The sequence below is a fragment of the Deinococcus pimensis DSM 21231 genome, from assembly GCF_000519345.1.
Lineage (GTDB): Bacteria > Deinococcota > Deinococci > Deinococcales > Deinococcaceae > Deinococcus_A > Deinococcus_A pimensis.
In genome coordinates this window covers 20,873-43,121 of sequence record NZ_KI912672.1, presented here as the reverse complement: position 1 = coordinate 43,121, position 22,249 = coordinate 20,873, and the positions used below count along the sequence as shown (strand labels likewise).

Annotated in this window: 18 protein-coding genes; 10 read left to right on the top strand and 8 right to left on the bottom strand. The window is 70.2% G+C overall.

The window, feature by feature from the left end; all coding sequences use genetic code 11:
- Positions 1–112: 112 nt before the first annotated feature.
- Positions 113–2,395, bottom strand: coding sequence for a putative bifunctional diguanylate cyclase/phosphodiesterase (locus DEIPI_RS35995; protein WP_052351921.1), 2,283 nt, complete (start codon positions 2,393–2,395; stop codon positions 113–115).
- Positions 2,396–2,751: 356 nt separating this feature from the next.
- Here DEIPI_RS35995 and DEIPI_RS41050 point away from each other — a divergent pair, with 356 nt between their 5' ends.
- On the top strand, positions 2,752–4,416 hold the full coding sequence (locus DEIPI_RS41050) for a hypothetical protein (protein ID WP_052351920.1): 1,665 nt from the start codon (positions 2,752–2,754) through the stop codon (positions 4,414–4,416).
- A gap of 47 nt (positions 4,417–4,463) precedes the next feature.
- Here DEIPI_RS41050 and DEIPI_RS0121955 read toward each other — a convergent pair whose 3' ends face one another.
- Positions 4,464–5,003, bottom strand: a complete 540-nt coding sequence (locus DEIPI_RS0121955) for a DinB family protein (RefSeq protein ID WP_027483188.1) — start codon at positions 5,001–5,003, stop codon at positions 4,464–4,466.
- A 52-nt stretch (positions 5,004–5,055) separates the two neighbouring features.
- Here DEIPI_RS0121955 and DEIPI_RS0121950 point away from each other — a divergent pair, with 52 nt between their 5' ends.
- The 7 genes from DEIPI_RS0121950 to gabT all read left to right on the top strand — a co-directional run bounded on the left by DEIPI_RS0121950 (position 5,056) and on the right by gabT (position 12,835).
- The gene (locus DEIPI_RS0121950) at positions 5,056–5,973 is read left to right on the top strand and encodes a LysR family transcriptional regulator (protein ID WP_027483187.1); all 918 of its coding nucleotides are present in this window, start codon (positions 5,056–5,058) and stop codon (positions 5,971–5,973) included.
- A 161-nt stretch (positions 5,974–6,134) separates the two neighbouring features.
- Positions 6,135–7,283, top strand: coding sequence for an ABC transporter substrate-binding protein (locus DEIPI_RS0121945; protein ID WP_027483186.1), 1,149 nt, complete (start codon positions 6,135–6,137; stop codon positions 7,281–7,283).
- On the top strand, positions 7,280–8,329 hold the full coding sequence (locus DEIPI_RS0121940; protein WP_211238341.1) for an ABC transporter ATP-binding protein: 1,050 nt from the start codon (positions 7,280–7,282) through the stop codon (positions 8,327–8,329). The genes DEIPI_RS0121945 and DEIPI_RS0121940 overlap by 4 nt, the downstream gene beginning before the upstream one ends.
- A complete protein-coding gene (locus DEIPI_RS0121935; protein WP_027483184.1) occupies positions 8,326–9,267 on the top strand; it encodes an ABC transporter permease in 942 nt (313 codons plus the stop codon). Before DEIPI_RS0121940 ends, DEIPI_RS0121935 begins: the two co-directional genes overlap by 4 nt.
- Positions 9,264–10,076, top strand: a complete 813-nt coding sequence (locus tag DEIPI_RS0121930; protein WP_027483183.1) for an ABC transporter permease — start codon at positions 9,264–9,266, stop codon at positions 10,074–10,076. Before DEIPI_RS0121935 ends, DEIPI_RS0121930 begins: the two co-directional genes overlap by 4 nt.
- Positions 10,077–10,094: 18 nt before the next feature.
- Positions 10,095–11,543, top strand: coding sequence for a gamma-aminobutyraldehyde dehydrogenase (locus DEIPI_RS0121925; RefSeq protein ID WP_045234935.1), 1,449 nt, complete (start codon positions 10,095–10,097; stop codon positions 11,541–11,543).
- On the top strand, positions 11,540–12,835 hold the full coding sequence (gene gabT, locus DEIPI_RS0121920) for a 4-aminobutyrate--2-oxoglutarate transaminase (RefSeq protein WP_027483181.1): 1,296 nt from the start codon (positions 11,540–11,542) through the stop codon (positions 12,833–12,835). Before DEIPI_RS0121925 ends, gabT begins: the two co-directional genes overlap by 4 nt.
- Positions 12,836–12,859: 24 nt before the next feature.
- Here gabT and rsgA read toward each other — a convergent pair whose 3' ends face one another.
- From rsgA to DEIPI_RS35985, 5 genes are all read right to left on the bottom strand, one after another.
- The gene (rsgA, locus tag DEIPI_RS33630) at positions 12,860–13,936 is read right to left on the bottom strand and encodes a ribosome small subunit-dependent GTPase A (protein ID WP_045234934.1); all 1,077 of its coding nucleotides are present in this window, start codon (positions 13,934–13,936) and stop codon (positions 12,860–12,862) included.
- On the bottom strand, positions 13,933–15,300 hold the full coding sequence (locus tag DEIPI_RS0121910) for a replication initiator protein A (protein WP_027483180.1): 1,368 nt from the start codon (positions 15,298–15,300) through the stop codon (positions 13,933–13,935). Before DEIPI_RS0121910 ends, rsgA begins: the two co-directional genes overlap by 4 nt.
- Before the next feature lie 490 nt (positions 15,301–15,790).
- Entirely contained in the window at positions 15,791–16,993 is a 1,203-nt protein-coding gene (locus DEIPI_RS0121905) for a hypothetical protein (RefSeq protein ID WP_027483179.1), read from the bottom strand.
- Positions 16,994–17,035: 42 nt separating this feature from the next.
- Complete coding sequence (locus tag DEIPI_RS0121900) at positions 17,036–18,763, bottom strand: NAD-dependent malic enzyme (protein WP_027483178.1); 1,728 nt, start codon at positions 18,761–18,763, stop codon at positions 17,036–17,038.
- Positions 18,764–18,803: 40 nt separating this feature from the next.
- Positions 18,804–20,318, bottom strand: coding sequence for a YncE family protein (locus tag DEIPI_RS35985; protein ID WP_052351919.1), 1,515 nt, complete (start codon positions 20,316–20,318; stop codon positions 18,804–18,806).
- A 258-nt stretch (positions 20,319–20,576) separates the two neighbouring features.
- On the opposite strand from DEIPI_RS35985, the gene DEIPI_RS0121890 reads away from it, so the two are divergent.
- Both DEIPI_RS0121890 and DEIPI_RS33620 read left to right on the top strand, forming a co-directional pair.
- Positions 20,577–20,948: an HU family DNA-binding protein gene (locus DEIPI_RS0121890; RefSeq protein ID WP_027483177.1), complete on the top strand. Its 372-nt coding sequence runs from the start codon at positions 20,577–20,579 to the stop codon at positions 20,946–20,948.
- A 147-nt stretch (positions 20,949–21,095) separates the two neighbouring features.
- A complete protein-coding gene (locus DEIPI_RS33620; RefSeq protein WP_211238340.1) occupies positions 21,096–21,893 on the top strand; it encodes a ThuA domain-containing protein in 798 nt (265 codons plus the stop codon).
- Here DEIPI_RS33620 and DEIPI_RS0121880 read toward each other — a convergent pair.
- Positions 21,890–22,231: a hypothetical protein gene (locus DEIPI_RS0121880; RefSeq protein WP_027483176.1), complete on the bottom strand. Its 342-nt coding sequence runs from the start codon at positions 22,229–22,231 to the stop codon at positions 21,890–21,892. The genes DEIPI_RS33620 and DEIPI_RS0121880 overlap by 4 nt on opposite strands.
- Positions 22,232–22,249: the final 18 nt, after the last annotated feature.

The following is a 22,249-nucleotide window of genomic DNA, read 5'->3' as shown; positions in this document are numbered from 1 at the left end:
ACCCGCACGAGCGCCCACGAACAGCAGCAGGGCCGACGCGCCCAAACCTACCCGCAGTCTTCCCGTCACATCGGACGTCGAAATCAGGAGATGGCGTCAGCCTTCCGGGCGATCAGCCCTCGTCGTCGAGCAGTACGTCCTGTGGCCGTTCGAAGCGGACCTCCAGGTCCGGGGCGGTCATGGGTCGCCCCAGCAGATACCCCTGGCCCACGTGACATCCCATTGATGCGAGCGTGTCGAGCTGCGCCGCCGTCTCGATGCCCTCCGCGACCACCGTGACCTCCAGGTCCAGCCCGAGCCGCGTGATGGCCCGCACGAACTTGGGGCCGTCCTCCTCCATCGCGCGCACGAACGACTGGTCGATCTTGAGCACGTCCACCGGAAGCTGACGCAGGTACGACAGACTCGAATACCCCGTCCCGAAGTCGTCGAGCGCCACACGCACCCCCAGCGCCCGCAGCGCCTCGATACGGACGCGCGACGCCCGCACGTCACGCATCAGGCTGCGCTCGGTCAGCTCCAGGCACAGTGCGCCCGCGTCCACCCCGTACGTTCCCAGAACCTCCTCGACGGTCCCCACGAAACCGGGATCCTCGAACTGCGTCGAGGACACGTTCACCGACACGTACATCGCCGGATCCATCAGCCGGCGCCAGCGCGCCACCCTTCCCACCGCGCGCCGCAGCACCCAGGTGCCCAGGGCGACCGTCAGGCCCCGCTCCTCCGCCACGTCCACGATCGTGAGCGGCGGCACCACCCCCAGCGTCGGGGACGTCCAGCGCAGCAGCGCCTCGAAGCCCACCACCCGTTCAGAACCGAGGTCGACCAGCGGCTGGTAGTGCAGATCGAGCTCGTCACGCTCCAGCGCGTTGCGCAGAAATCCCTCCAGCCGTCCGGACTCCACGACGGAATCGACGAGATGCGGGCCGAACTCCGTGCAGGTGTTGCGGCCACGGCCCTTGGCGTCCGTCATGGCGAGGTAGGCGTGGTGCACGGCGAGCTCCGCGTCGCCCGCGTCACGAGGACACACGGCGATCCCCACGCTCGCGGTGAGGTACACGCTCTCGTCCCCCACCTTCACGGGCTGGGCGAGCCGCTCGAGCACGCGGCGCGCCACCCCCGCCGCCTGCCCGGGGTGCTCCAGCCGATCGAGCATCACGACGAACTCGTCGCCTTCCACACGCGCCACGAGATCATCCGCACGCACGAGCGACGTCAACCGCGCCGCGATCTCACGCAGCACCTCGTCTCCTCCGGCGTGCCCGTGCCAGTCGTTCACGTGACGCATCCGGTCCAGGTCCACGTACAGCACCCCCGCCACCTGTGGCGGGCGCCGCAGCAGTGCCCGCGTGAGGCGGGAAACGAGGACCGGCCGATTCGCCAGTCCCGTGAGTTCGTCGTGACGCTCGCGCCGCCGCAGTTCGTCTGCCACCTTCTGTTGCTCCTGCACGGCCAGGACGAGCCGCACGAACAGCAGCATCGTGATGGTCCCGAGGACGACCTCGTCGACGCGTCCCATGACCTGCGCACCACGGGCCACGACGAACACGACGTACCCGAGCGTCAGCGCGGCGTAGGGCAGGATTCGGCCCACGGCCGGAACGTGGAGTCGGCGCTCACCTCGCTCCCGCGCACCTGCGGGCGTGACCTGCCCGGCCAGGGCGAGCAGGACCACACCCCACAGCCAGCCCAGGTCCAGCGGCGTCCATGGGGCGTACGTTCCACGGCCCAGGAGCTCCACGTACCGCAGGTCCGTCAGCAGGTACGACGTCATTCCGACGCCCAGAAGGATCAACTGCGACTGCTCGAGGCGGGAGGAGGGCCTCAGCACGAGCGCGAACAACGCGCCCAGCAGCAGAAGATCCGACGCTGGATAGGCGAGCCCGAGCGCCAGATCGAGTGGACGGGCGCCCAGGCCCGCGACGAGGACGGGCAGACCCGTGGTGTGCCAGAGAATGCCGGTAGCGACGCTCACGGCGAGCAGCAGGTCCAGCAGGAACGCGACGCGCTCGCGAGGGCCGTGCGTCCGGTGAGGAAAGAGACCGACGCCCAGTGCGATCAGTGGGACGAACGCCAGGTAGAAGACGTCGGCGACGGAGGGAAACGGCGTGGCGAAGCCCGTGAGGTCCAGGCAGGCATAGAGGAACTCTCCTGCCGTGAACGAGGCGACGGCCGAACCAACCGCGAGCCAACCCCGCTTCGAGGGACGCGGTGCTCGTGCCGCGGCACGGTACATGACGAAGCAGCTCAGCAGGCAGGACGCCAGGTAGAGGGCGTACAGCAGGACCGAGGGGAGGCGCAGGGGCGAGACGATCAGCACGGTGAGCACCGACGCGAGCGTCACCAGCGACAGGGCCGTACGGGAGACGAGGGGAAGGAACGGCCGGAGCACCATGAACTCGATGAAGTATACGTGAGGATTGTAACTTTTTGTATGTTTCGTGATGCTCGATCACTGCCAACCCACCAAAAAAGCTCAACGTCTTCTCATAAAGAAACGACCATGGCTCTCCACGGGCGAGATTCAACAAAAAACCAATCCAGATGCGGGCAAACCATGAGAAAGCTTCCTTCTGAATCGTTCGAGACCGCGTGCCAAACGCTCCCGCAAAGGTCGGACCGCATGAGTTTCCCGTCAACTGGCACAAAGTCTGCGGACCCCAATCCGCACACGGGACGCCCCTACCCTTCAACTGAGTGGCCGTCGCCCGAGGGTGGACCCACGACCATGCACGTCACAGGAGGAAAGACATGAAGGCGAATTCCAGACCGTCCCTGCTGATCGCCGTCCTGCTGCTGAGCGGGAGCCTCGCGCTCGCCCAGTCGGGCGACTCCACCCAGACGTCCGGCACGACCCAGACGCCCGCCACCCAGGCCCCCGCCACGACCACCCCGGCGGGGGCTTCCGACGCGGTCACCCTGCAACTCGCGTCGGGCGACCTGCAACTCCCCCTGATCGAGGGCGCCACGCCCATCCGCACCTTCCGCACCTTCACCGGCGTGGGCGTGCTGTACCGCGGCAACATCCCCAACGCCCTCGAAGCGTTCACCACCGCCCTCCAGAACGTCGGTTTCTCCTCCGTGGACCTCTCTGCCGCCGACACCTCCACGACCGGCACGACCGGCGCCACCACCGGTACGGACACCAGCAGTACCACCGGAACCACGGGCACGACCGGCACGGACACCAGTAGCACGACCGGTACGACGGGCACCACGGGCACGACCGGTACGGATACCACCGGCACCACCGGCACGACCGGTACGACTGGAACCACCGGAACCACCGGCACGACTGGAACCACCGGAACCACCGGTACGACCGGCACGACGGGGACCACCGGCACGACGGGCACCACGGGCACGACCGGCACGGACACCAGCTCCACCACCGGCACGACTGGAACCACCGGAACCACCGGAACCACCGGAACCACCGGCACGGACACCAGCACGACCAGCACGACCGGTACGACCGGTACGACTGGAACCACTGGCACGACCGGCACGACCGGCACGACCGGCACGACGGGGACCACGGGCACGACGGGCACGACGGGCACGACGGGCACGGACACTAGCTCCACCACCGGCACCACCGGCACCACCGGTACGACTGGAACCACTGGAACTACCGGGACGACGGGGACCACGGGCACGACCGGGACGACGGGGACCACGGGCACGACCGGCACGGACACCACCGGAACCACCGGCACGACCGGTACGACTGGAACCACCGGAACCACCGGAACCACCGGCACGACCGGTACGACTGGAACCACCGGAACCACCGGAACCACCGGAACCACCGGTACGACTGGAACCACCGGAACCACCGGCACGACCGGCACGACCGGCACGACCGGCACGACGGGGACCACGGGCACGACGGGCACGGACACTAGCTCCACCACCGGCACCACCGGCACCACCGGTACGACTGGAACGACTGGAACCACCGGGACGACGGGGACCACGGGCACGACCGGCACGGACACCACCGGCACGACCGGTACGACTGGAACGACTGGAACGACTGGAACGACTGGAACGACTGGAACGACTGGAACGACTGGAACCACCGGGACGAGCGGCACCACCGGCACCTCGTCGGACGCGGCGGGCGGTCAGGTCACGACCTTCGAACGCAACGGCGAACGCATCAACGTCCGCGTCTCGCAGATCCTCGGCTACACCGCCATCCTCGTGACGCGCGACCGTGCGACGAACGCCACCTCGGCGACCCCGGCGACGCCCGCTGCTCCGGCAGAACCTGCCACGCCCGCCACGCCGACCACACCGGGCGACTCCTCGACGCCCGCCGCCCCCAGCGACAGCGGCACGACGACCACCCCGGCGACTCCGGCCGAACCGGCGACGCCCGCCACACCGCCCACCAACCAGGGCAACTGAGCCTCGTCAGGCGGGAAGGCCGACCCTGGGGTCGGCCTTCCCGCTCTTCAGCCTTCGGTACCGGACGCCACGGACTTCTCCAGCTGACGGCGATGGTGACGGGTGTGGTAGGCGGCCATGCGCAGCCAGCCGAGCGCGTCGAGGTCGTCCATGAAGGGGTGCGGGAACGTCCGGTCGGGCGTCTCGTGCCCCTGCCGCGCGGCGGTGAGGAGTGCCTCGCGACTCGCGGCGTGACGCTCCCTCAGGGCCGTCCAGGGCTGTCCGGGACCGGGAAGCATAGCCTCGGGCGCGAGGCGTCGCCCGTTCGCGAGCTGTCCACGGGGCACCTCGACGGGCCGCAGGGGCCGGTCGGAGAGCAGGAGCCGCGCGATGCGCGCGCTTCCCTCGTTGACGACCACGATGTGCTCAGCCTCCTGCGCGTACGTCCAGGCACGGTGCGGCATCAGGGTGTCCCAACGGTCCTGCGCGGACGCGGCGGCGCGTTCGAACGCGTCGAGTTCCTGTTCGAGTCGGGCGGCGACCTCCTGCGGGGTGCGGCCGTACACGAGCAGCATCTCGGCGCTCGCGGCGGGGGCTTCGTCGTACATGCTCCGGTCATACCACGCGCGCGCCGGGCGGGCGTGTCATGCTGAGGGCGCGGTGCACATCAAGGTTCGCCAACTGGTGTACTTCCTGGCGGTCGCGGACGCGGGCAGCACGAGCCGCGCCGCGTCCACGCTCAACGTCAGCCAGAGCGTCGTGACGGAGGCCGTCCAGCGGCTGGAGGGCACCGTCGGCGCGGAGCTCTTCACGCGGCACGCGCGTGGCATGACCCTCACGCACGCCGGGCATCAGTTCCTGCGGCACGCGAACGAGGTGCTCGCGGCCCTGCGGAACGCGGAAAGCGCCCTGCGCGAGCGTCCGGACACCCTGACGGGCACGCTGCACGTGGGCGTGACGAGCCTCGTGACGGCGTACCACCTGCCGTACCTGCTGGGACACTTCGAGCGGGTGTTTCCGAACGTGCGGGTGGTGGTGCGCGAGGACCGCCGCAGCGACTTGGAGCACCGACTCATCGGCGGGGAGGTGGACGTCGCGGTGATGAACCTCTCGGGCAGCCTCGACAGGGGCGCGCTGGAGACGCGGACGCTGCTGCGGACGCCGTGGCGGGTGTGGTTGCCCACGAACCATCCGCTCACGGCGCGCGAACGGGTCTCGCTGTCGGACCTGCGGGGCGAGCGGCTGCTGGTGCTGCGTTCGGACGAGGTGGAGGACGTGACGGCGCTCGTCCTCTCGGGCGGCGCGGACGTGCGGGTGCGGACGTCGAGCGTGGAGGCGATGCGCAGCCTCGTCGCCGTGGGTGTGGGCGTCGCGCTGCTGCCCGACCTGCTGTACCGTCCCTGGTCGCTGGAGGGGGACCGGCTGGAGGCGCGGCCCCTGCAGGAGGACCTGCCGAGGCTGGAGCTGGGCGTCGTGTGGCGGCGTGGGAGCGCCCTGCCGGAGGTCGCGCGGCAGTTCCTGGTGGTGACGGGCGAGTTCGCGAGGGTGCAGCCGCACGGCGTCCGCGCGCGTGACTGAGCGGGGGTATCGGCGCGGCCGATACCCGGCATCTGCCGCGCTTTCTTGAGCGCCCCGCGCGTCGCGGTTTAAGGTGAGGCGTCACGTCCCGAGCAGAGACACGACGCGCACCCCGCGCGCACGCGTCGTCGTTTCCACGTTCGCGCGCCCGGAGGTCGAGCATGCGGCACTGGCTGATGGTCACCCTTACCCTCACGAGCGGTCTGGCGGCGGCGCAGGTCACGACCATGCGGCAGAGCCTCGGGAAGAACGAGGGGCAACTGCGGATCCTCGCGTGGCCCGGCTACATCGAGCGGGGGCAGAGCGACAAGGCGTACGACTGGGTCACGGCCTTCGAGAAGAACACGGGCTGCAAGGTGAGCGTGAAGACCTTCGCGAGCAGCGACGAGGCGGTCACGCTGATGAACGGGGGCGGCTTCGACCTCGTCACGGCGAGCGGTGACGCCACGCAGCGCCTCATCTACGGCAACAAGGTCCAGCCGATCAACACGAAGCTCATCCCGAGCTTCAAGGACGTGGACAAGCGCCTGCAGAACGCGCCGTGGTACGTGGTGAACGGCGTACGGTACGGCGTGCCGTACCAGTGGGGGCCGAACGTGCTCGCGTACAGCACGAAGGTCTTCAAGACCCCGCCGACGAGCTGGAAGGTGGTGTTCGAGAACACCACCCTGCCCGACGGGAAGAGCAACAAGGGCCGCGTGCAGGCGTACTACGGCGCGATCTACATCGCGGACGCCGCGCTCTACCTCATGAAGACCCGGCCCGAGCTGGGCATCAAGAACCCGTACGAGCTGAGCGAGAAGCAGTACGCGGAGGTCATCAAGCTGCTGCGCGGGCAGCGGCAGCTCGTGCAGCGCTACTGGAACGACGCGAACGCGCAGGTGCAGGACTTCACGAACGAGGGCGTCGTCGCGAGCCCCACGTGGCCCTTCCAGGTGAACACGCTCGTGGCGAACAAGCAGCCCGTGGCGCGCGTCGTGCCGAGCGAGGGTGCCACCGGCTGGGCGGACACCACGATGATGCACGCGGACGCGAAGAACCCGAACTGCGCGTACCGCTGGATGGAGTGGAGCCTCAACCCGAAGGTGCAGGGGGACGTGGCCGCGTGGTTCGGCTCGCTGCCCGCCAACCCGAAGGGCTGCACGGCGAGTACGCTGCTGGGCAGGGAGGGCTGCGACACGAACGGCTTCTCGTTCTTCGACAAGATCTGGTTCTGGCGCACGCCCGTCGCGAAGTGCGCGTCGCAGGGGACGTGCGTGCCGTACAACCGCTGGGTGAGCGACTACATCGCCATCCAGGGCGGGCGGTGAACGCGACCTCCTCCTCGGCGGACGCCCGCGCGGACGTCCCGCCCGCTCCCACGGAGCGCGTGGCGGTGTCCCTGCGGGACGTGTCGTGCGCGTTCGGCGCCGTCAAGGCGGTGGACGGCGTGTCCCTCGACGTGCGCGAGGGTGAGTTCTTCAGCCTGCTGGGCCCGTCGGGGAGCGGCAAGACGACGTGCCTGCGATTGATCGGCGGCTTCGAGCTGCCCTCACGTGGGCGGATCGAGCTGTTCGGACGTGACGCGTCGAGGTTGCCGCCCTACGCGCGGGACGTGAACACCGTCTTCCAGGACTACGCGCTCTTTCCGCACATGAACGTGCGGGACAACGTGGCGTACGCGCTCACGGTGAGGGGCGTGGGTCGGCGCGAACGCTGGCGTCGCGCGGAGGAGATGCTCGACCTCGTGAAGCTCTCCGGCTTCGGGGACCGCCGACCGGCGCAGCTGTCGGGCGGGCAGCGTCAGCGCGTGTCGCTCGCGCGGGCCCTGGTGAGCGCGCCGCGCGTGCTGCTGCTCGACGAGCCGCTCGGGGCGCTCGACCTCAAGCTGCGCGAGGAGATGCAGTCGGAGCTTCGCGGCCTGCAGCGGCAGCTCGGCATCACCTTCGTGTACGTCACGCACGATCAGGGCGAGGCGCTCAGCATGAGCGACCGCGTCGCGGTCTTCGCGGGCGGGCGGGTGGTGCAGATGGGCTCGCCGCGTGACGTGTACGAGTTCCCCCGCACGGCCTTCGTCGCGCGCTTCGTGGGGAGCGCGAACGTCCTCGACGGCGCCCTCGTGGGGGAACGTCCGGGGCGGATGTTCGCGCTGAGACCCGAGCGGGTGCGCCTCGAAGCGCCCCTCACGCCGGGCGCCGTGCAGGGCGTGGTGGAGGGCGTGCTGTACCAGGGCGCCATGACCCGCTGCGAGGTGCGCGTGGCGGGCGTGCGGGTCTCGGCGCTCGTGCCCACGAGCGCGGGCGTGCCCGCCGTGGGCGAGAGCGTGGGCGTCACGTGGCCCGCCGACGCGCTGCGCCCCCTGGAGGACGCGTCGTGAGCGCCGCGCCCGTGACGGCCCGCGCGGGGCTGCGCCGCCGCCTGAGCGACCTGCTGGTGCTGCGGCCCGGCGTGCTGCTGCTCGTGACGCTCCTGCCGCCCCTCGCTTGGATGGTGGTGGTGTACCTCGGCTCGCTCGTGAACCTGCTGCTCTACAGCCTGTACGGCGTCAACGACTTCACGGGGCAGGTGGAGCCGCGCCTCACCTGGACGAACTTCGCGCAGGTCCTCACGACGCCCAGCAACGTGGACGTGGTGGTCCGGACCACCCTCATGGCCGTCTGCGTGACTTTGGCGTGCGCGCTGATCGCCTTCCCGATCGGCTACCTCATGGCGTTCCACGCGCGTGGGGCACGCAAGGCCTGGCTGTACGTGCTGGTGCTGCTGCCGCTGTGGAGCAGCTACCTCGTGCGGGTGTACGCTGGTCGCCTCGTGCTCGCGCAGGACGGCGTGATCTCGTCCGTCGCGGACGCGCTGGGCCTGCGCGGCGCGCTCGACGGGCTGCTGCGCGCGCCCGTGGTGGGCGGCCCGAGCCTCGCGAGCAGCTACCTCGGGATGTTCCTGGTCTTCACGTACATCTGGCTGCCGTACATGATCCTGCCGGTGCAGGCGGCGCTGGAGCGGGTGCCGCGCTCCCTGCTGGAGGCCAGCGCGGACCTTGGCGCGCGGCCGCGCGCCACGCTGTGGCGGGTGGTGCTGCCGCTGGCGGTGCCGGGCCTCGCGGCGGGCAGCATCTTCACGTTCAGCCTGACCCTGGGGGACTACATCATCCCGAGCGTGGTGGGCGCGCCGGGCTTCTTCATCGGGCAGATGGTCTACACGCAGCAGGGCACGGCGGGCAACCTGCCGCTCGCGGCGGCGTTCAGCGTGGTGCCCATCGTGATCGTGACGGCGTACCTGCTGCTCGCGCGGCGCCTCGGCGCGTTCGAGGCCCTGTGAACGCCCGGCCACCCTCGCTCGCGCTGCGGCTCGGCGCCCTCGCCGGTCTGCTGTTCCTGTACGTCCCGATCCTGATCATCGTGCTGTACGCCTTCACCACGGAGGACCGCACGTACCGCTTCCCGCCGCCCGGCCTCACGCTGGAGTGGTTTCCGCGCGCGGCCGCGCGGACGGACATGTGGGCGGCCCTGTGGCTGAGCGTGCGCGTGGCGTTCGCGAGCACGCTCGTCGCGGCGGTGCTGGGCACGCTGGTGTCCCTCGCGATGGCGCGGGCGCGCTTCCCCATGCGCGACGCCGTGACCCTGCTGATGATCCTGCCGATCGCCCTGCCGGGCATCGTGACGGGCATCGCGCTCCTCACGTCGTTCCGGCGGCTGGGGCTCGACCTCTCGACCTTCACGATCGTCGTGGGTCACGCGACGTTCTGCGTGGTGACGGTCTACAACAACGTCGTGGCGCGCCTCCGCCGGACCAGCGTGAGCCTCGTGGAGGCCAGCATGGACCTCGGCGCGGACTACTTCCAGACGCTGCGGCACGTGCTGCTGCCGGGCGTCGCGACGGCCCTGCTGGCGGGCATGCTGCTGAGCTTCGCGCTGTCGCTGGACGAGGTGATCGTCACGACCTTCACGGCGGGGCAGCAGCAGACCCTGCCCATCTGGTTTCTCGGTGAGCTGTTCCGGCCCCGTGAGCGGCCCGTCACGAACGTCGTGGCGCTCATGGTGATCGCCCTGACCCTCGTGCCGATCCTGTTGTCCGTGCGCCTCACGAGCGGCACGGACGACCTGCACGGCGGCAGCAGGAGCGCGTAGACCGCGCGGGAGGACTTCATGACGACCCTGACCCGACCTCACGACCAGCACCTCCTCGTCGGCGGCGACTTCGTGCCCGGCGAGGGCCCCGCCTACCCGGTCCTGAATCCCGCGACGGGCGAGACGATCGTGGACCTGCCGGAGGCCAGCGCGGAGCAGGTGGCGCGCGCCGCGGGGGCGGCGGCCTCCGCCTTCGACGCGTGGAGCCGCGTCGTCCCGCGCGACCGCGCCCTGATGCTGCTGCGCCTCGCGGACGCCGTGGACGCTCACGCCGAGGAGCTCGCGCGGCTGGAGGCGGACAACTGCGGCAAGCCCTTTCACCTCGCGCTCGCCGACGAGATTCCGGCGGTGTCGGACTGCTTCCGCTTCTTCGCGGGCGCGGTGCGCGCGCAGCACGGCGCGGCCGCCGGGGAGTACCTGGAGGGCTTCACGAGCATGGTGCGCCGCGACGCGGTCGGGGTGGTGGCGAGCATCGCGCCGTGGAACTACCCGCTGATGATGGCCGCGTGGAAGCTCGCGCCCGCCCTCGCGGCGGGCAACACCGTGGTCCTCAAGCCGAGCGAGCAGACGCCCCTGTCCACCCTGCGGCTCGCGCGGCTCGTCGCGGACATCTTCCCGGCGGGCGTGGTGAACGTCGTGACGGGCGTCGGGGAGACGGTCGGGGCGGCCCTGATCTCGCGGCCGGAGGTGCGGATGGTGAGCCTCACGGGGGACGTCGCGACGGGCCGCAAGGTGCTGGAGGCCGCCTCGGCGAGCCTGAAGCGCACGCACCTGGAGCTCGGCGGGAAGGCGCCCGTGATCGTCCTCGACGACGCGGACGTGGACGCCGTCGTGGACGGCCTGCGCTCGTTCGGGTTCTACAACGCCGGGCAGGACTGCACCGCTGCGTGCCGCGTGTACGCCGCGCCGCGCGTGCACGACGAGCTCGTGGAGAAGCTCGCGGAGGCCGCGCGGTCCATCCGGGTGGGCGCGCAGGACGACGAGGGCGTGGAGATGGGCCCCCTCATCACGGAGCGTCAGCGGGGCCGCGTGGCGAGCTTCGTGGAGCGCGCGCGGGCCCTGCCGCACGTGGAGATCGCGGCGGGAGGCCGCGCGGGTGCCGGCGGCGGCTTCTTCTACGAGCCCACGGTCGTGGTGGGCGCGCGGCAGGACGACGAGATCGTGCGGCGCGAGGTGTTCGGGCCCGTCGTGAGCGTGACGCGCGTGCGTGACGCGGACGAGGCGCTCGCCTGGGCGAACGACTCCGAGTACGGCCTCGCGAGCAGCGTGTGGACACGCGACGTGAGCCTCGGCATGCGGCTCGCGGCGCGCCTGCGGTACGGCTGCACCTGGGTGAACACGCACTTCATGCTCGCGTCGGAGATGCCGCACGGCGGGCTCAAGCAGAGCGGCTACGGCAAGGATCTCAGCGTGTACGCGCTGGAGGACTACACGGTCGCCCGGCACGTGATGGTGAGGCACGCATGACGGGCACGCGCACGAGGACCGACGAGCTCCTCGCCCTGCGCGCCGAGGCGGTGGCGCGCGGCGTGTCGAACGCGCATCCGGTCGTCGCGGCGCGCGCGCTCGGCGCGACGATCTGGGACGTGGAGGGCCGCGAGTACGTGGACTTCGTCGGGGGCATCGGGGTGCTCAACGTCGGGCACAACCACCCGCGGGTGGTGGCGGCGGTGCGGGCGCAGCTCGACGCGTTCACGCACACCTGCTTCCAGGTGGTGATGTACGAGCCGTACCTGCGGCTCGCCGAGCGGCTCAACGCGCGCTTCCCGGGCGGGGGGCCCGCGCGGACGGTGTTCCTCACGACGGGCGCGGAGGCCACGGAGAACGCCGTGAAGATCGCGCGGGCCGCGACGAACCGCCCGGCGGTCGTGTCGTTCACGCACTCCTTCCACGGACGGACGCTGCTGGGCATGACGATGACGGGCAAGCGGGCGTACTACACGCAGAACTTCGGGCCGTTCGCGCCGGAGGTGTACCACGCGCCCTTCCCGTACCCCCTGCGCGGGCTCGACGCGGCGGGCGCGCTCGACGGCCTGCGGGAGCTCTTCAGGACGTCCGTGGACGCCTCGCGCGTGGCGGCGATCATCGTGGAGCCCGTCCTCGGCGAGGGCGGCTTCCTGGATGCTCCCGTGGAGTTCCTGCGGGGTCTGCGGGAGCTCTGCGACGCGAACGGGATCCTGCTGATCGCCGACGAGATCCAGAGCGGCGTGGGCCGCACGGGCACCTTCTGGGCGGTGGAGCGTTCGGGCGTGAGGCCGGACCTGCTGACCTTCGCGAAGAGCGTCGGGGGCGGTCTGCCCCTGAGCGGCGTGACGGGCCGCGCGGACGTGATGGACGCGCCCCTGCCGGGCGGGCTGGGTGGCACGTACGCGGGCAATCCGCTGGCGTGCGCGGCGGGTCTCGCGGTGCTCGACCTCTTCGACGAGGAGGACGTCCTGGGCCGCGCCCGCGTGGTGGGCGAACGCCTGCACGAGGCGCTCGGGGAGCTCGCGCGGGACTTTCCGGGTGTGGCGGAGGTGCGCGGCGTCGGGCCGATGGCGGCGGTGGAGCTGGTCCGAACGGGCTCGCTGGAGCCCGACACCGAGGGGACGGCGCGGGTCGTGGAGGAGGCGCGCGCGCGGGGTCTGCTGCTGCTGCGCGCCGGCATGTTCTCGAACGTCATCCGGGTGCTCGTGCCGCTCACCGCCACCGACGAGGAGCTCACCCGGGGACTCGGCCACCTGCGCGAAGCGTTTGAAGCGGCCTATACGGCCCGCTGAACCCGCCCCCCGTGTTCCTGAGCCTCAACCCTTTCGCCGGGCCCTTCCTGGCCCTCCTGGGCCCGTGGAGGGGCGTCTCGGGGGGCGGCCCTCGCGTCGGGTGAAGGCCTCGGCCTCACGTTCGAGCTGGCGATAGGTCTGCAGCCGTCCCGCGTCGAGTCCACCCGACGCCACGGCCGCGAGGACGGCGCAGCCCGGCTCGTTCGTGTGCGTGCATCCCCGGTAGCGGCAGTGCGACGCGAGTTCCTGCACGTCCTCGAAGGTATCCTCGACCTGATCGCTCCACACGGCGATCTCGCGCAGGCCGGGATTGTCGATGAGGACGCCGCCGCCGGGCAGGACGTAGAGCTCGCGCGTCGTGGTGGTGTGGCGTCCCTTGCCGTCCTCGGTGCGGACGTCGCCCGTCACGGCGACGTCCGCACCCAGCAGACGGTTCGTCAGGGTGGACTTGCCCACGCCCGACGACCCGATGAGCGCCACGGTCGTGCCCTCGCGGAAATAGGGGCGCAACACCTCCACGCCCTCGTCGGCGCGGGCGCTGAGGGTGTGGAGCGGCAGGTCGGGCAACGCGGCCCGCACCTCGCGCTCGGCCCGGGCGAGATTCTCGGCGAGATCGGTCTTGTTGAGGATCAGGACGGGCTCCGCTCCGCTCGCCAGGACCGCCGCGACGTACCGCTCCATGCGGGGCACGCTGAAATCCTGGTCGAGGGCGGTCACGACGAAGACGTAGTCGATGTTGGTCGCGATGACCTGCTCCGTGACCGCGGCGGGGCGGCGTCCATCCGCGCCGCCCACCGCGCGGGAGAACCTCGTTCGGCGCGGCAGGACGTCCGTGACCACGGCCGTGTCGTCCTCCGCGAGGCGAACCGCGACGAAGTCCCCCACGGCGGGGTACTCGCTGCGGGGCAGGTCCTCGTGCAGCAGGAGTCCGGACGGCACGGCGGTTCGCGGGCCGTCCTCGGTGAGGACACGGAAGGTGGACCGTTGCACCCCGGCGACGCGCGCCGGAACGACGTCGGGCCGGCCGAGCTCCTCGAAGTGTCGTTCGAACAGCTCGCTCCAGCCGAGCGCACGGAGCCGTTCGTGAGGACGCACGGTCATTCCTCGGCCTCCAGCGAGGCGAGGTGGACGCGGAGCGTGTCCACGAAGGTCTGCGCTTCCAGGCTGGCCAGGCGCCGCAGGGCCTCCTGGAGCACAGTATGTGGATCGAGTCGTCCCGACATGACGGCCTGACGAAGCACGTCGAGTTCCATGGGGCTGAACTTGCCCTTGTAGTACAGGCCGAGCCGCTTCACGACGAGATCGGCGCGTCGTTCCTCGCTGAGACCGGCGAGTTCACGCGCGAGCAGGTCCTCGACGGGCTCGGTGGGTTCGGGCTGTGGGGCCTGTCGGACGGCCGGGCGGGGCGGGGTCATCGATCCTCCGACGAGCTCGGGGTACTGATCGGGGTGCTTGATGAGATGCACGAGCGCGGCGGCCGCGGTCTTCTTGACCTTGAGCTGCCCGGACGCGACGAGGGTCTCGAATCGCTCCACGGCGCGCATGAGGGTGGAGGCGCCGTACGTCCGGGCGAGTTGCCGAGCGACGCCGTCCGCGACACCATGACGTCCGAGCAACGTGAGGACGGCCGGGCTCAGGGGCATGAAGTCCGGAGCGAACTCGTAGCGCAGGCGTTGCTGACGTCCGCGGCCATCGTAGGTCACGCTCGTGAGGTAGCCGCGGCGGATCAGTTCCTGATGCGGACCCTCAAGCGCGCGCCGGATCATGTCGGGACGCTGGTTGTTCATCTTGCACTGGTCGGCCCACTCCAGCAGTCCCACCTCGAAATGGTCGACGATCTCCTCGGGCCGCTCGGGGTGGACGCGCATGGCGTCGAGCACCCGGAACAGGATGCGGGTGCGGGGCCGGGAGAGCGACTGCATGAATTCGAGGTTGAGGGGCTTGGTGTATCCGCCACGGATGGACGCGACGATGTCGTCGGCGAGTTTGAGACGGATGACGGTCCGCTCGTCGAACATGCCGCCGGTTCGGTTGGTGTACTTCAGCGACTCGATGATGTGAAACTTCGCGGTGGTCCATCGTCGATTGGGGTGGTCCCGCCAGCCGCCGCTCACCATGAAGTTCGTCGTGTGAAGCCGATCGAGACTCTCGCGGAGCATGGCGTAGTACGGGCCCGTTCGGTGGAACCCGCACAGCCGCATGAGCTGGGTCGCGCTGATTTCGAGGGTCCCGTCCGTGGGCTGCCCGAGCTGGTTGAAGTAGTCGAGGATGGCGACGTTGACGTCGTTGTCCACGCCGTGCGGGATGCCGAATTCGGGCAGGGCGAGGCAACTGACGCGGACGAGCCGCTCACCGACCTCGTAGGTCACCGCCCAGTCCCGTTGACCGTCGACTTGGTCGAGTGCGCTGATGAGGTTGAGCCTCGCGAGGTTCAGATCGTCGATGCGTACCAGTGCGTCCGTCATGCCCCTCCCTGGTGTTGAACAATATATGTCTTAGACCAAGAATTGAAAAGAAAAGAATTGATTGAAAAACACCACCAAGAAGCGGCATACATTGCCGTCCAGGACGAGGTTTTTCGGACAAACTCCGCAGGTATGACGCGCAGAACTCCGCAGGTATGACGCGCATATCCGGCCCGTATTCCGCAGGTATGACGCACATGCACTCCAAATATTCCGCAGGTATGACGCGCGGAACTCCGCAGGTATGACGCCGAGAGGGTTGCGTCATACCTGCGGAATTGGACCCAATTCCGCAGGTATGACGCGCAGGAAAATTTCCAAACTCCGCAGGTATGACGCGCAGGATTTGGCCGAATTCCGCAGGTATGACGCGCAGACTCCGCAGGTATGACGCGCGGACACCTGTCTGGACAGCCAGAAAAACGCCGCAGGTATGACGCGCACACACCTGTCTAAACAACGCCTCCACAAGCATGCCCCCGTCCTCCGGTCACCACGACAGTCGGAGCAACGTGACCCGCCCGTTCACGACCCTCGTCACCCCATCCTCCCGGCTCGACGCCAGCAGCAGGCCCTCCGGAACGTCCGCGACCTCGAACGACCGGGCGTGAGGGAGCGCGACGCTCGCGACCAGCGTGTACGACGGTCTGACGTAGACGTTCAGGCGGTCGTCCGTCGCCTCCACGAGCACCCGCGACGTCTCCTGGAAACGCGGCGACCCCCTCCCCTCCGCGAACGAACGGGCCACCCGACCCAGCAGCGCCGGATCCTGCACGAGGCGATAGAGCCGCGGCGCCGTCGCCAGATCCTGCCAGCGTCCGGCGGACACGTTGTAGATCGCCCGGCCCGGCTGACCGGAGAAGACGTAGAACTTCGCGTCGTCGTCCCAGAGCACGCCCTCCGCGAGGACGGACGACCCGGCCGTCGCCGACACCCGGACGACGGGCGGCACGCCCCAACGGCGTGAAGGCCGACGTGGGAAGAGCGCCGGGTACCGCGACGTCTCCTCGGCTTCCACGGTCGTCGTGACGAGACCCGAAGCGGACGAGGTCGAGGACGAGAACAGGAGGTTGTCCACGACGGCCAACGGCGAACGGCCGAGCCTCACCGACGCTCCGGAACCGGGACGTACGAGCCAGTGACGCTCGGCCCCGCTTCCCGATCCCGCGTCGTCGAGGGCGATCAGCGCGTCCCCGCGCCCGTCGTTCAGGAGGCGCGCGCGGCACGTCGGACAGTCCGGAAGGCGCACGGGGCGTCGCCGCGCACTCCGCTGGTCCACCAGCAGGCCGTCGCGTCCGCGGCGAAGCAACCAGCGCCCCGCGGACGTCACGACCCGGACCTCCGCAGCCGACCAGTCCGACGGCCACGACGCCAGCTCACTGCCGGTCACGGCCCCGACGATCCGCAACCTGCCCCCGCCGAGGAGCAGCAGGCGACGATCACCGACGGCCAGCAGTCGCCCGGGCACCTCCAGGGGCACGGACTCCCCTCCCCCAGGTTCGAGCGACGTGACCCGCACTCCGTCCGGGCGGCGCTCCACGACGGAGAACCCACCGTCGCGGGCCAGCAGGAGAGGCTGGGCGTCCACCGGGAGTCCGAACTGCCCCACGGAGACGAGCGAGACGGCGCCCGCCCCGCCCGTCAGCAGACACGTCCACAGCGCGACGAGCGCGCACGCGAGCTTGAACGGCATGATCCCCAGTATGCCCCGGCCTCCGCGCGCCGGGGCAGGGGTTCAGCGCGTGGCCTTGCGGAAGGGCAGGTAACGGGGCGTCCAGAAGCGCTCGCGCGCGTACGCCTCGACGGCCGTCTCGTCCATCGAGCGCAGACGGTACTCGGCCGCCACGCCGTCCCGCACCGCGCGCAGAACCACCCGCGTGGCGACGCGCAGGCTCACCTCCTGAAGCTCGCTGACGCGTGGGTACACGCGGCCATCCGAGAGGTCCGTCACCTCGGCGAGCGTTCGTGCGGCCTCCAGCACCATGCCGTCGGTGATCTCCCGCGCCCTCGACAGGATCGCGCCGAACCCCAGGCCCGGGAAGATGAACGCGTTGTTGCCCTGCCCGACCGGGAAGGTCCGACCGTCGAGCGTCACGTCCGCGAACGGACTGCCCGTCGCGACGACCGCCCGCCCGTCCGTCCAGCGCAGCACGTCCTCCGGGAGGGCCTCCACGTTGCTGGTGGGGTTCGACAGCGGGAACACGATGGGCCGCCCGGCGTTGTGGGCCACCGCCTGCACGATCGGCTGCGTGAACAGCCCGCCGACGCCGCTGAGCCCCAGGAGCGCCGTCGCGCCGGAGTTCTGGATGGTCTCCAGCAGGGTGGGCGCCTCGCCCGCGAAGGACCAGCCCGCGAGCCGCTCGGGCGTCTGCGCGTACGGCACCTGGTGAGGCTCCAGATTCTGCCCGTGGACCAGCAGCCCCTGACGGTCCACGACCAGCAGGCGCGCGTGCGCCTCCGCCTCCGTCAGGCCCTCGGCGAGCAGCCCCTGCTTGATCGCCCAGGCCACGCCGATGCCGCCCGCGCCCGCGCCGACCACCACGAAGGTCTGCTCCCGGAGCGCCTCGCCCTTGAGTCGGCAGGCGTTCAGCAGACCCGCGAGCGCCATCGCGCCCGTGCCCTGGATGTCGTCGTTGAAGCTCGGGATGACCTTGCGGTAACGGTCGAGGACCCGGAAGGCCGTGTTGCGCCCGAAGTCCTCCCACTGGATGATCGCCTTCGGGTAGCGGTGCGCGACCGCCTCCACGAAGCGGTCGAGGATGTCGTCGTACGCCTCGCCCGTGATGCGGCGGTGCCGCACCCCGAGGTACAGCGGGTCCTCGAGCAGGTCCTGACGGTCCGTGCCCACGTCGAGCTCCACCGGGAGGGTCTTGTCCGGCCCCACGCCGCCCGCCACCGTGTAGATGCTGAGCTTCCCGATGCTGATCGCCATGCCGCCGAAACCCTGATCGCCGAGGCCCAGGATCGCGCTGGAGTCCGTCGCGACGATCATGCGGACGTCCTCCAGCGGGACGTTCGCGAGGTTCTTCTCGACCCGGTCGATGCTCTCGCTGCTCACGCACAGCCCGCGCGGGTAGCGGTAGATGTGCGAGAACACCCGCACCGCCTCACCGACCGTGGGGGTGTACAGGATCGGCAGCATCTCCTCGAGGTGGCGGCGCAGCAGCGCGAAGAACAGCACCTCGTTGCGGTCCTGCAGGTTGCGCAGGAACACGTGCTTCTCCAGGTCGGTGGGCTGCAGGCGGTAGCGGCGGTACTGGCGCTCCATCTGCTCGTCGACGGTGCTGACGTGCGGCGGCAGCAGACCTTCGAGGTCGAGCAGGCGGCGCTCCTCGTGCGTGAAGGCCGTGCTCTTGTTCATCAGCGGGAGGCGCAGCAGCGAGAAACCCGTGAGGTTCACTTCCAGGTAGCGCTGGCCGTCCTCGTCGCGCTTGACGTCGTAGTAGGGCGAGACTGGGGGCATGACGCGTCCCACCATACCGCCCTTGGTGTAGAGAAGACACTCAGCGGGCGGGGTCGCCGTACCCCACGCCGTAGCGCGAGTACGCACGAACGGGCTCGCCCCGTACGGTGTCCACCTGCAGGAAGTAGCGGGTGTTGTCCACGGTGTTCACCCGGCGGCGCGTGCGTGTGTCGATGATCGCGCCGCTGGAGACGTGCGCGAGCCGTCCGTCGCGGCTGAAGTTGATCCACTTCGGAGAGATGCTCCCGTCGGGTTCGCGAACGTCGATGTCCGCGATCTGAACGGGCGCGCGTCCGGGCAGGCCGCTCACGTCGAAGACGTGCACCATGCGGTTCGAGTGGTCCGCCACCCAGAGTTCGCGCTCGTCGGGCGTGAGGGCGATCCCGTGCGACTGCGTGGTGCGATCCGTCGGCGTGGTCGGGTCCGTCCAGGGGAAGCCCTGCACGTCCACCGAGTACAGGACCTTCCCGGTACGCAGGTCGCCCACCTCGAAGCCGGACTTGTGGTCCACCGTCACGAACGCGAGCGTCTCGGCGTGATTGACCGTGAACGGGCGGATGTTGCCGCTGAACGGCCCCACCCGGCCCACCACACGGTCCGTCGAGGTGTCCGCGACGCTGAGCTCGTCGTACGCGAGGCTCGCGAGGTACACGTGGCGTCCGCCGGGGCCCATGACGGTGTTGTGCGCGCCGACGTGCACGGGAATGGTCGAGAGCTCGTCGCCGGTCGCGGCGTCGAGGACGTACCAGAAGCCGTCCGATCCGGCTTCCGTCTCCTCGCCCGTGGGCAGGTAGAGCTTGCGCCCGTCGGGGGTGACGGCGAGGCTGTCGATCGACGGCGTGTAGCGGCGGTTCCACAGCACCTGCCCCGTGCGCAGGTCCAGGCACGTGACGTAGCCGAAGCGCGGCTGACCCGCGTACTTCGGATCGTCCCGGTCGCCCCAGTGCGGGATGTAGAGCCGGTTCGTGACGGCGCTCGCGGCGATGCCGCGCGGCATGTTGAGTCCGGGCACGTCGATGGTCCTCACGAGCGTGTAGTTCCGGTCGAGGTCGTACACCTTCACGGCGCCCTTGACGGCCACGTACTTGAGGTGACTGACGTCCGCGCCGCGCACGTCGAACCGCACGGTCGTGGACGTGCCCGCGACACGCTGCCCGCCGCGCACGAACAGCGGCGTGACGGTGAGCGTGTGCGTACCCTCCGAGGGTGTCCAGCCGAGCGTATCGAAGGGCACGTCGGGCGCGAGGGTGAAGGGAGCCCGGTCGTCCTCCCGGACGACGCCGTCGAGGTCGAACCGCACGCTCGCGGGCGTCCCGCCGTCCACGTCGACACGCACGTCGAGCTTCACGGTAGGCAGGGCGGCCAGGTCGAGCGTCGCGCCGTCCGTGAGGGAACGCCCGAGTCCCGCGCGTGAGGTCGCGTCCAGCAGGACCAGGGAGGAAACACCGCCGGACGTGCCCTCGGTCGACGAGCCGCCGGAGGTGTCGGGGCTCGAAGCGCACGAGAACAGCACGAGCGGGAGCGTGAGGAGCGACAGGGCACGGTGGAGCGACATTCGACCGCCTTTGCGTCGGGAAGTTCTGGCGTGGAGCGCGAGACTGCGACGAGTGTAGGAGGACGAGCGTCCGGACGGGATGAACACGCGTCCACACAACGTTGTGAGATAGGCGTGACGGTGCCGCCAGGGTGAAAAAACCGTCCTGGCGCGAGCCTTCTCGGCGCACTTCGACGCCGAGCCCTTCCAGACGCTGTTTTTCTGTGCTACATGTGAAGTGCGTCGAGAAACACGCACTTTTCCCCAGGAGGAACACCCATGGCCACGAAGAAGACCCCCGCGAAGACCGCCGCCAAGCCCGCCGCGAAGGCCGAGAGCAAGCCCGCCGCCAAGGCGGAGAGCAGCAAGCTCGGCAAGACCCAGATGGTCGACCTGCTCGCCAGCCGCAGCGGCCTCAGCAAGAAGGACGCCGCCCACGCCTTCGACACCCTCGGCGACATCCTCGTCGAGGCGCTGCGCAGCGGCCAGACCGTCGGCATGCCCGGCCTCGGCACCTTCAGCGTCACCGCCACCGCCGAGCGTCAGGGCGTCCGCCCCGGCACCAGCGAGCGCATCACCATCCCCGCGGGCAAGAAGGTGCGCTTCAAGGTCGCCAGCCCCCTCAAGGCCGCCATCGGCGCCACCGAGTAACACTCGGCTTCCGCTGGGAAGGGGAGCGCCACGTGGCGCTCCCCTTCCCACGTCCGTCCAGGATGAAGGTGCCCTGCGCCCCACCCCAGGAGGCGTACAGGATCAGGGGTCACAATGGCCGCACGGACCGTGCGACAGGAGGCTCCCGTGACGACCCGCCGATACCCGCGCCTGACCCTGCTGCTCGCGCCGCTCCTCCTGGTGGGCTGCGCGGCCACGTCCGCCTCGACGGACGAGGCCCGGCCCGACCCGGCCCCGCCCGCCGAGCAGGCCACCCCGTTCGACGTTCTGGTCTACACCCGCACGACCGGCTTCCGGCACGCCTCCATCGACGCGGGCGTGGACGCCGTGCGGGCGCTCGGGACCGCAAACGGGTTCGCGGTGACCCGCAGCGAGAACCCCGCCGACTTCACGGACGACAAGCTGAAACGCTTCAAGGTCGTGATGTTCCTCAACACCACCGGGGACGTCCTCGATACCAACGGACGCGGGGCGCTGGAACGCTTCGTCCGGGCCGGTGGCGGGTTCGTCGGCGTGCATTCCGCGACCGACACGGAGTACGGCTGGCCCTGGTACGGGCGTCTCGTCGGCGCGTACTTCGATGGGCACCCGCAGAACCCGAACGTCCGCGAGGGACGCCTGAACGTCACGCTGCGGGACCACCCGGCGACCCGTGACCTTCCCGATCCCTGGGTCCGTTCCGAGGAGTGGTACAGCTTCCGGAGCGTCTCCCCGCAGATCCGGCCCCTCCTGAAGCTCGACGAGGCGTCGTTCGAGGCGGGCGGCGCGCCCCGCATGGGCGACCATCCCGTCGCGTGGTTCCAGGAGTTCGAGGGCGGACGGAGCTTCTACACCGCGCTCGGGCACGAGGCGTCCACCTTCGCGGACCCCTTGTTCCGAAAGCACCTGCTTGGTGGAATCCTCTGGGCGGCGGGCAGGGATTAACGCTCGGGTCCCCCGGGCGTGACCCGCCGTGCCCGGCGCCCGAACGTGCGGTGCACGGCCTTCGCCACGAGCCGCGCGCAGCCCGGGCAGGTCAGGGGACCCGTCGCGGACAGCTCGCCCGGTGCGGGCGGCGCGAGCTTCGCGCGGCAAACGGGCTGCCCGTCCGAGACGCGCACGAGGTGCACCCGCCCGGCTCGCCCACCCCGGCGGAACGCCACGGGCTCACGGCGGTGGTAGCGCCGCGCGAGCTCCGAGAAGGCCGCCTCCGGAGGAAGCGCGGCGAGGTCGGCGTGCGCGGGCGCGGCAGCGAGATCGGACGGGCGGCGCGCGGGACTCACGGGGTCATGATAGCCCCG

Coding starts and splice junctions, on each gene's coding strand:
- DEIPI_RS0121945 (WP_027483186.1), top strand. CDS start 6,135: ATGCGGCACTGGCTGATGGTCACCCTTACCCTCACGAGCGGTCTGGCG.
- DEIPI_RS0121900 (WP_027483178.1), bottom strand. CDS start 18,763: ATGCCCCCAGTCTCGCCCTACTACGACGTCAAGCGCGACGAGGACGGC.
- DEIPI_RS0121910 (WP_027483180.1), bottom strand. CDS start 15,300: ATGACGGACGCACTGGTACGCATCGACGATCTGAACCTCGCGAGGCTC.
- rsgA (WP_045234934.1), bottom strand. CDS start 13,936: ATGACCGTGCGTCCTCACGAACGGCTCCGTGCGCTCGGCTGGAGCGAG.
- DEIPI_RS35995 (WP_052351921.1), bottom strand. CDS start 2,395: ATGGTGCTCCGGCCGTTCCTTCCCCTCGTCTCCCGTACGGCCCTGTCG.
- DEIPI_RS0121925 (WP_045234935.1), top strand. CDS start 10,095: ATGACGACCCTGACCCGACCTCACGACCAGCACCTCCTCGTCGGCGGC.
- DEIPI_RS0121955 (WP_027483188.1), bottom strand. CDS start 5,003: ATGTACGACGAAGCCCCCGCCGCGAGCGCCGAGATGCTGCTCGTGTAC.
- DEIPI_RS35985 (WP_052351919.1), bottom strand. CDS start 20,318: ATGTCGCTCCACCGTGCCCTGTCGCTCCTCACGCTCCCGCTCGTGCTG.
- DEIPI_RS0121905 (WP_027483179.1), bottom strand. CDS start 16,993: ATGCCGTTCAAGCTCGCGTGCGCGCTCGTCGCGCTGTGGACGTGTCTG.
- gabT (WP_027483181.1), top strand. CDS start 11,540: ATGACGGGCACGCGCACGAGGACCGACGAGCTCCTCGCCCTGCGCGCC.
- DEIPI_RS41050 (WP_052351920.1), top strand. CDS start 2,752: ATGAAGGCGAATTCCAGACCGTCCCTGCTGATCGCCGTCCTGCTGCTG.
- DEIPI_RS0121890 (WP_027483177.1), top strand. CDS start 20,577: ATGGCCACGAAGAAGACCCCCGCGAAGACCGCCGCCAAGCCCGCCGCG.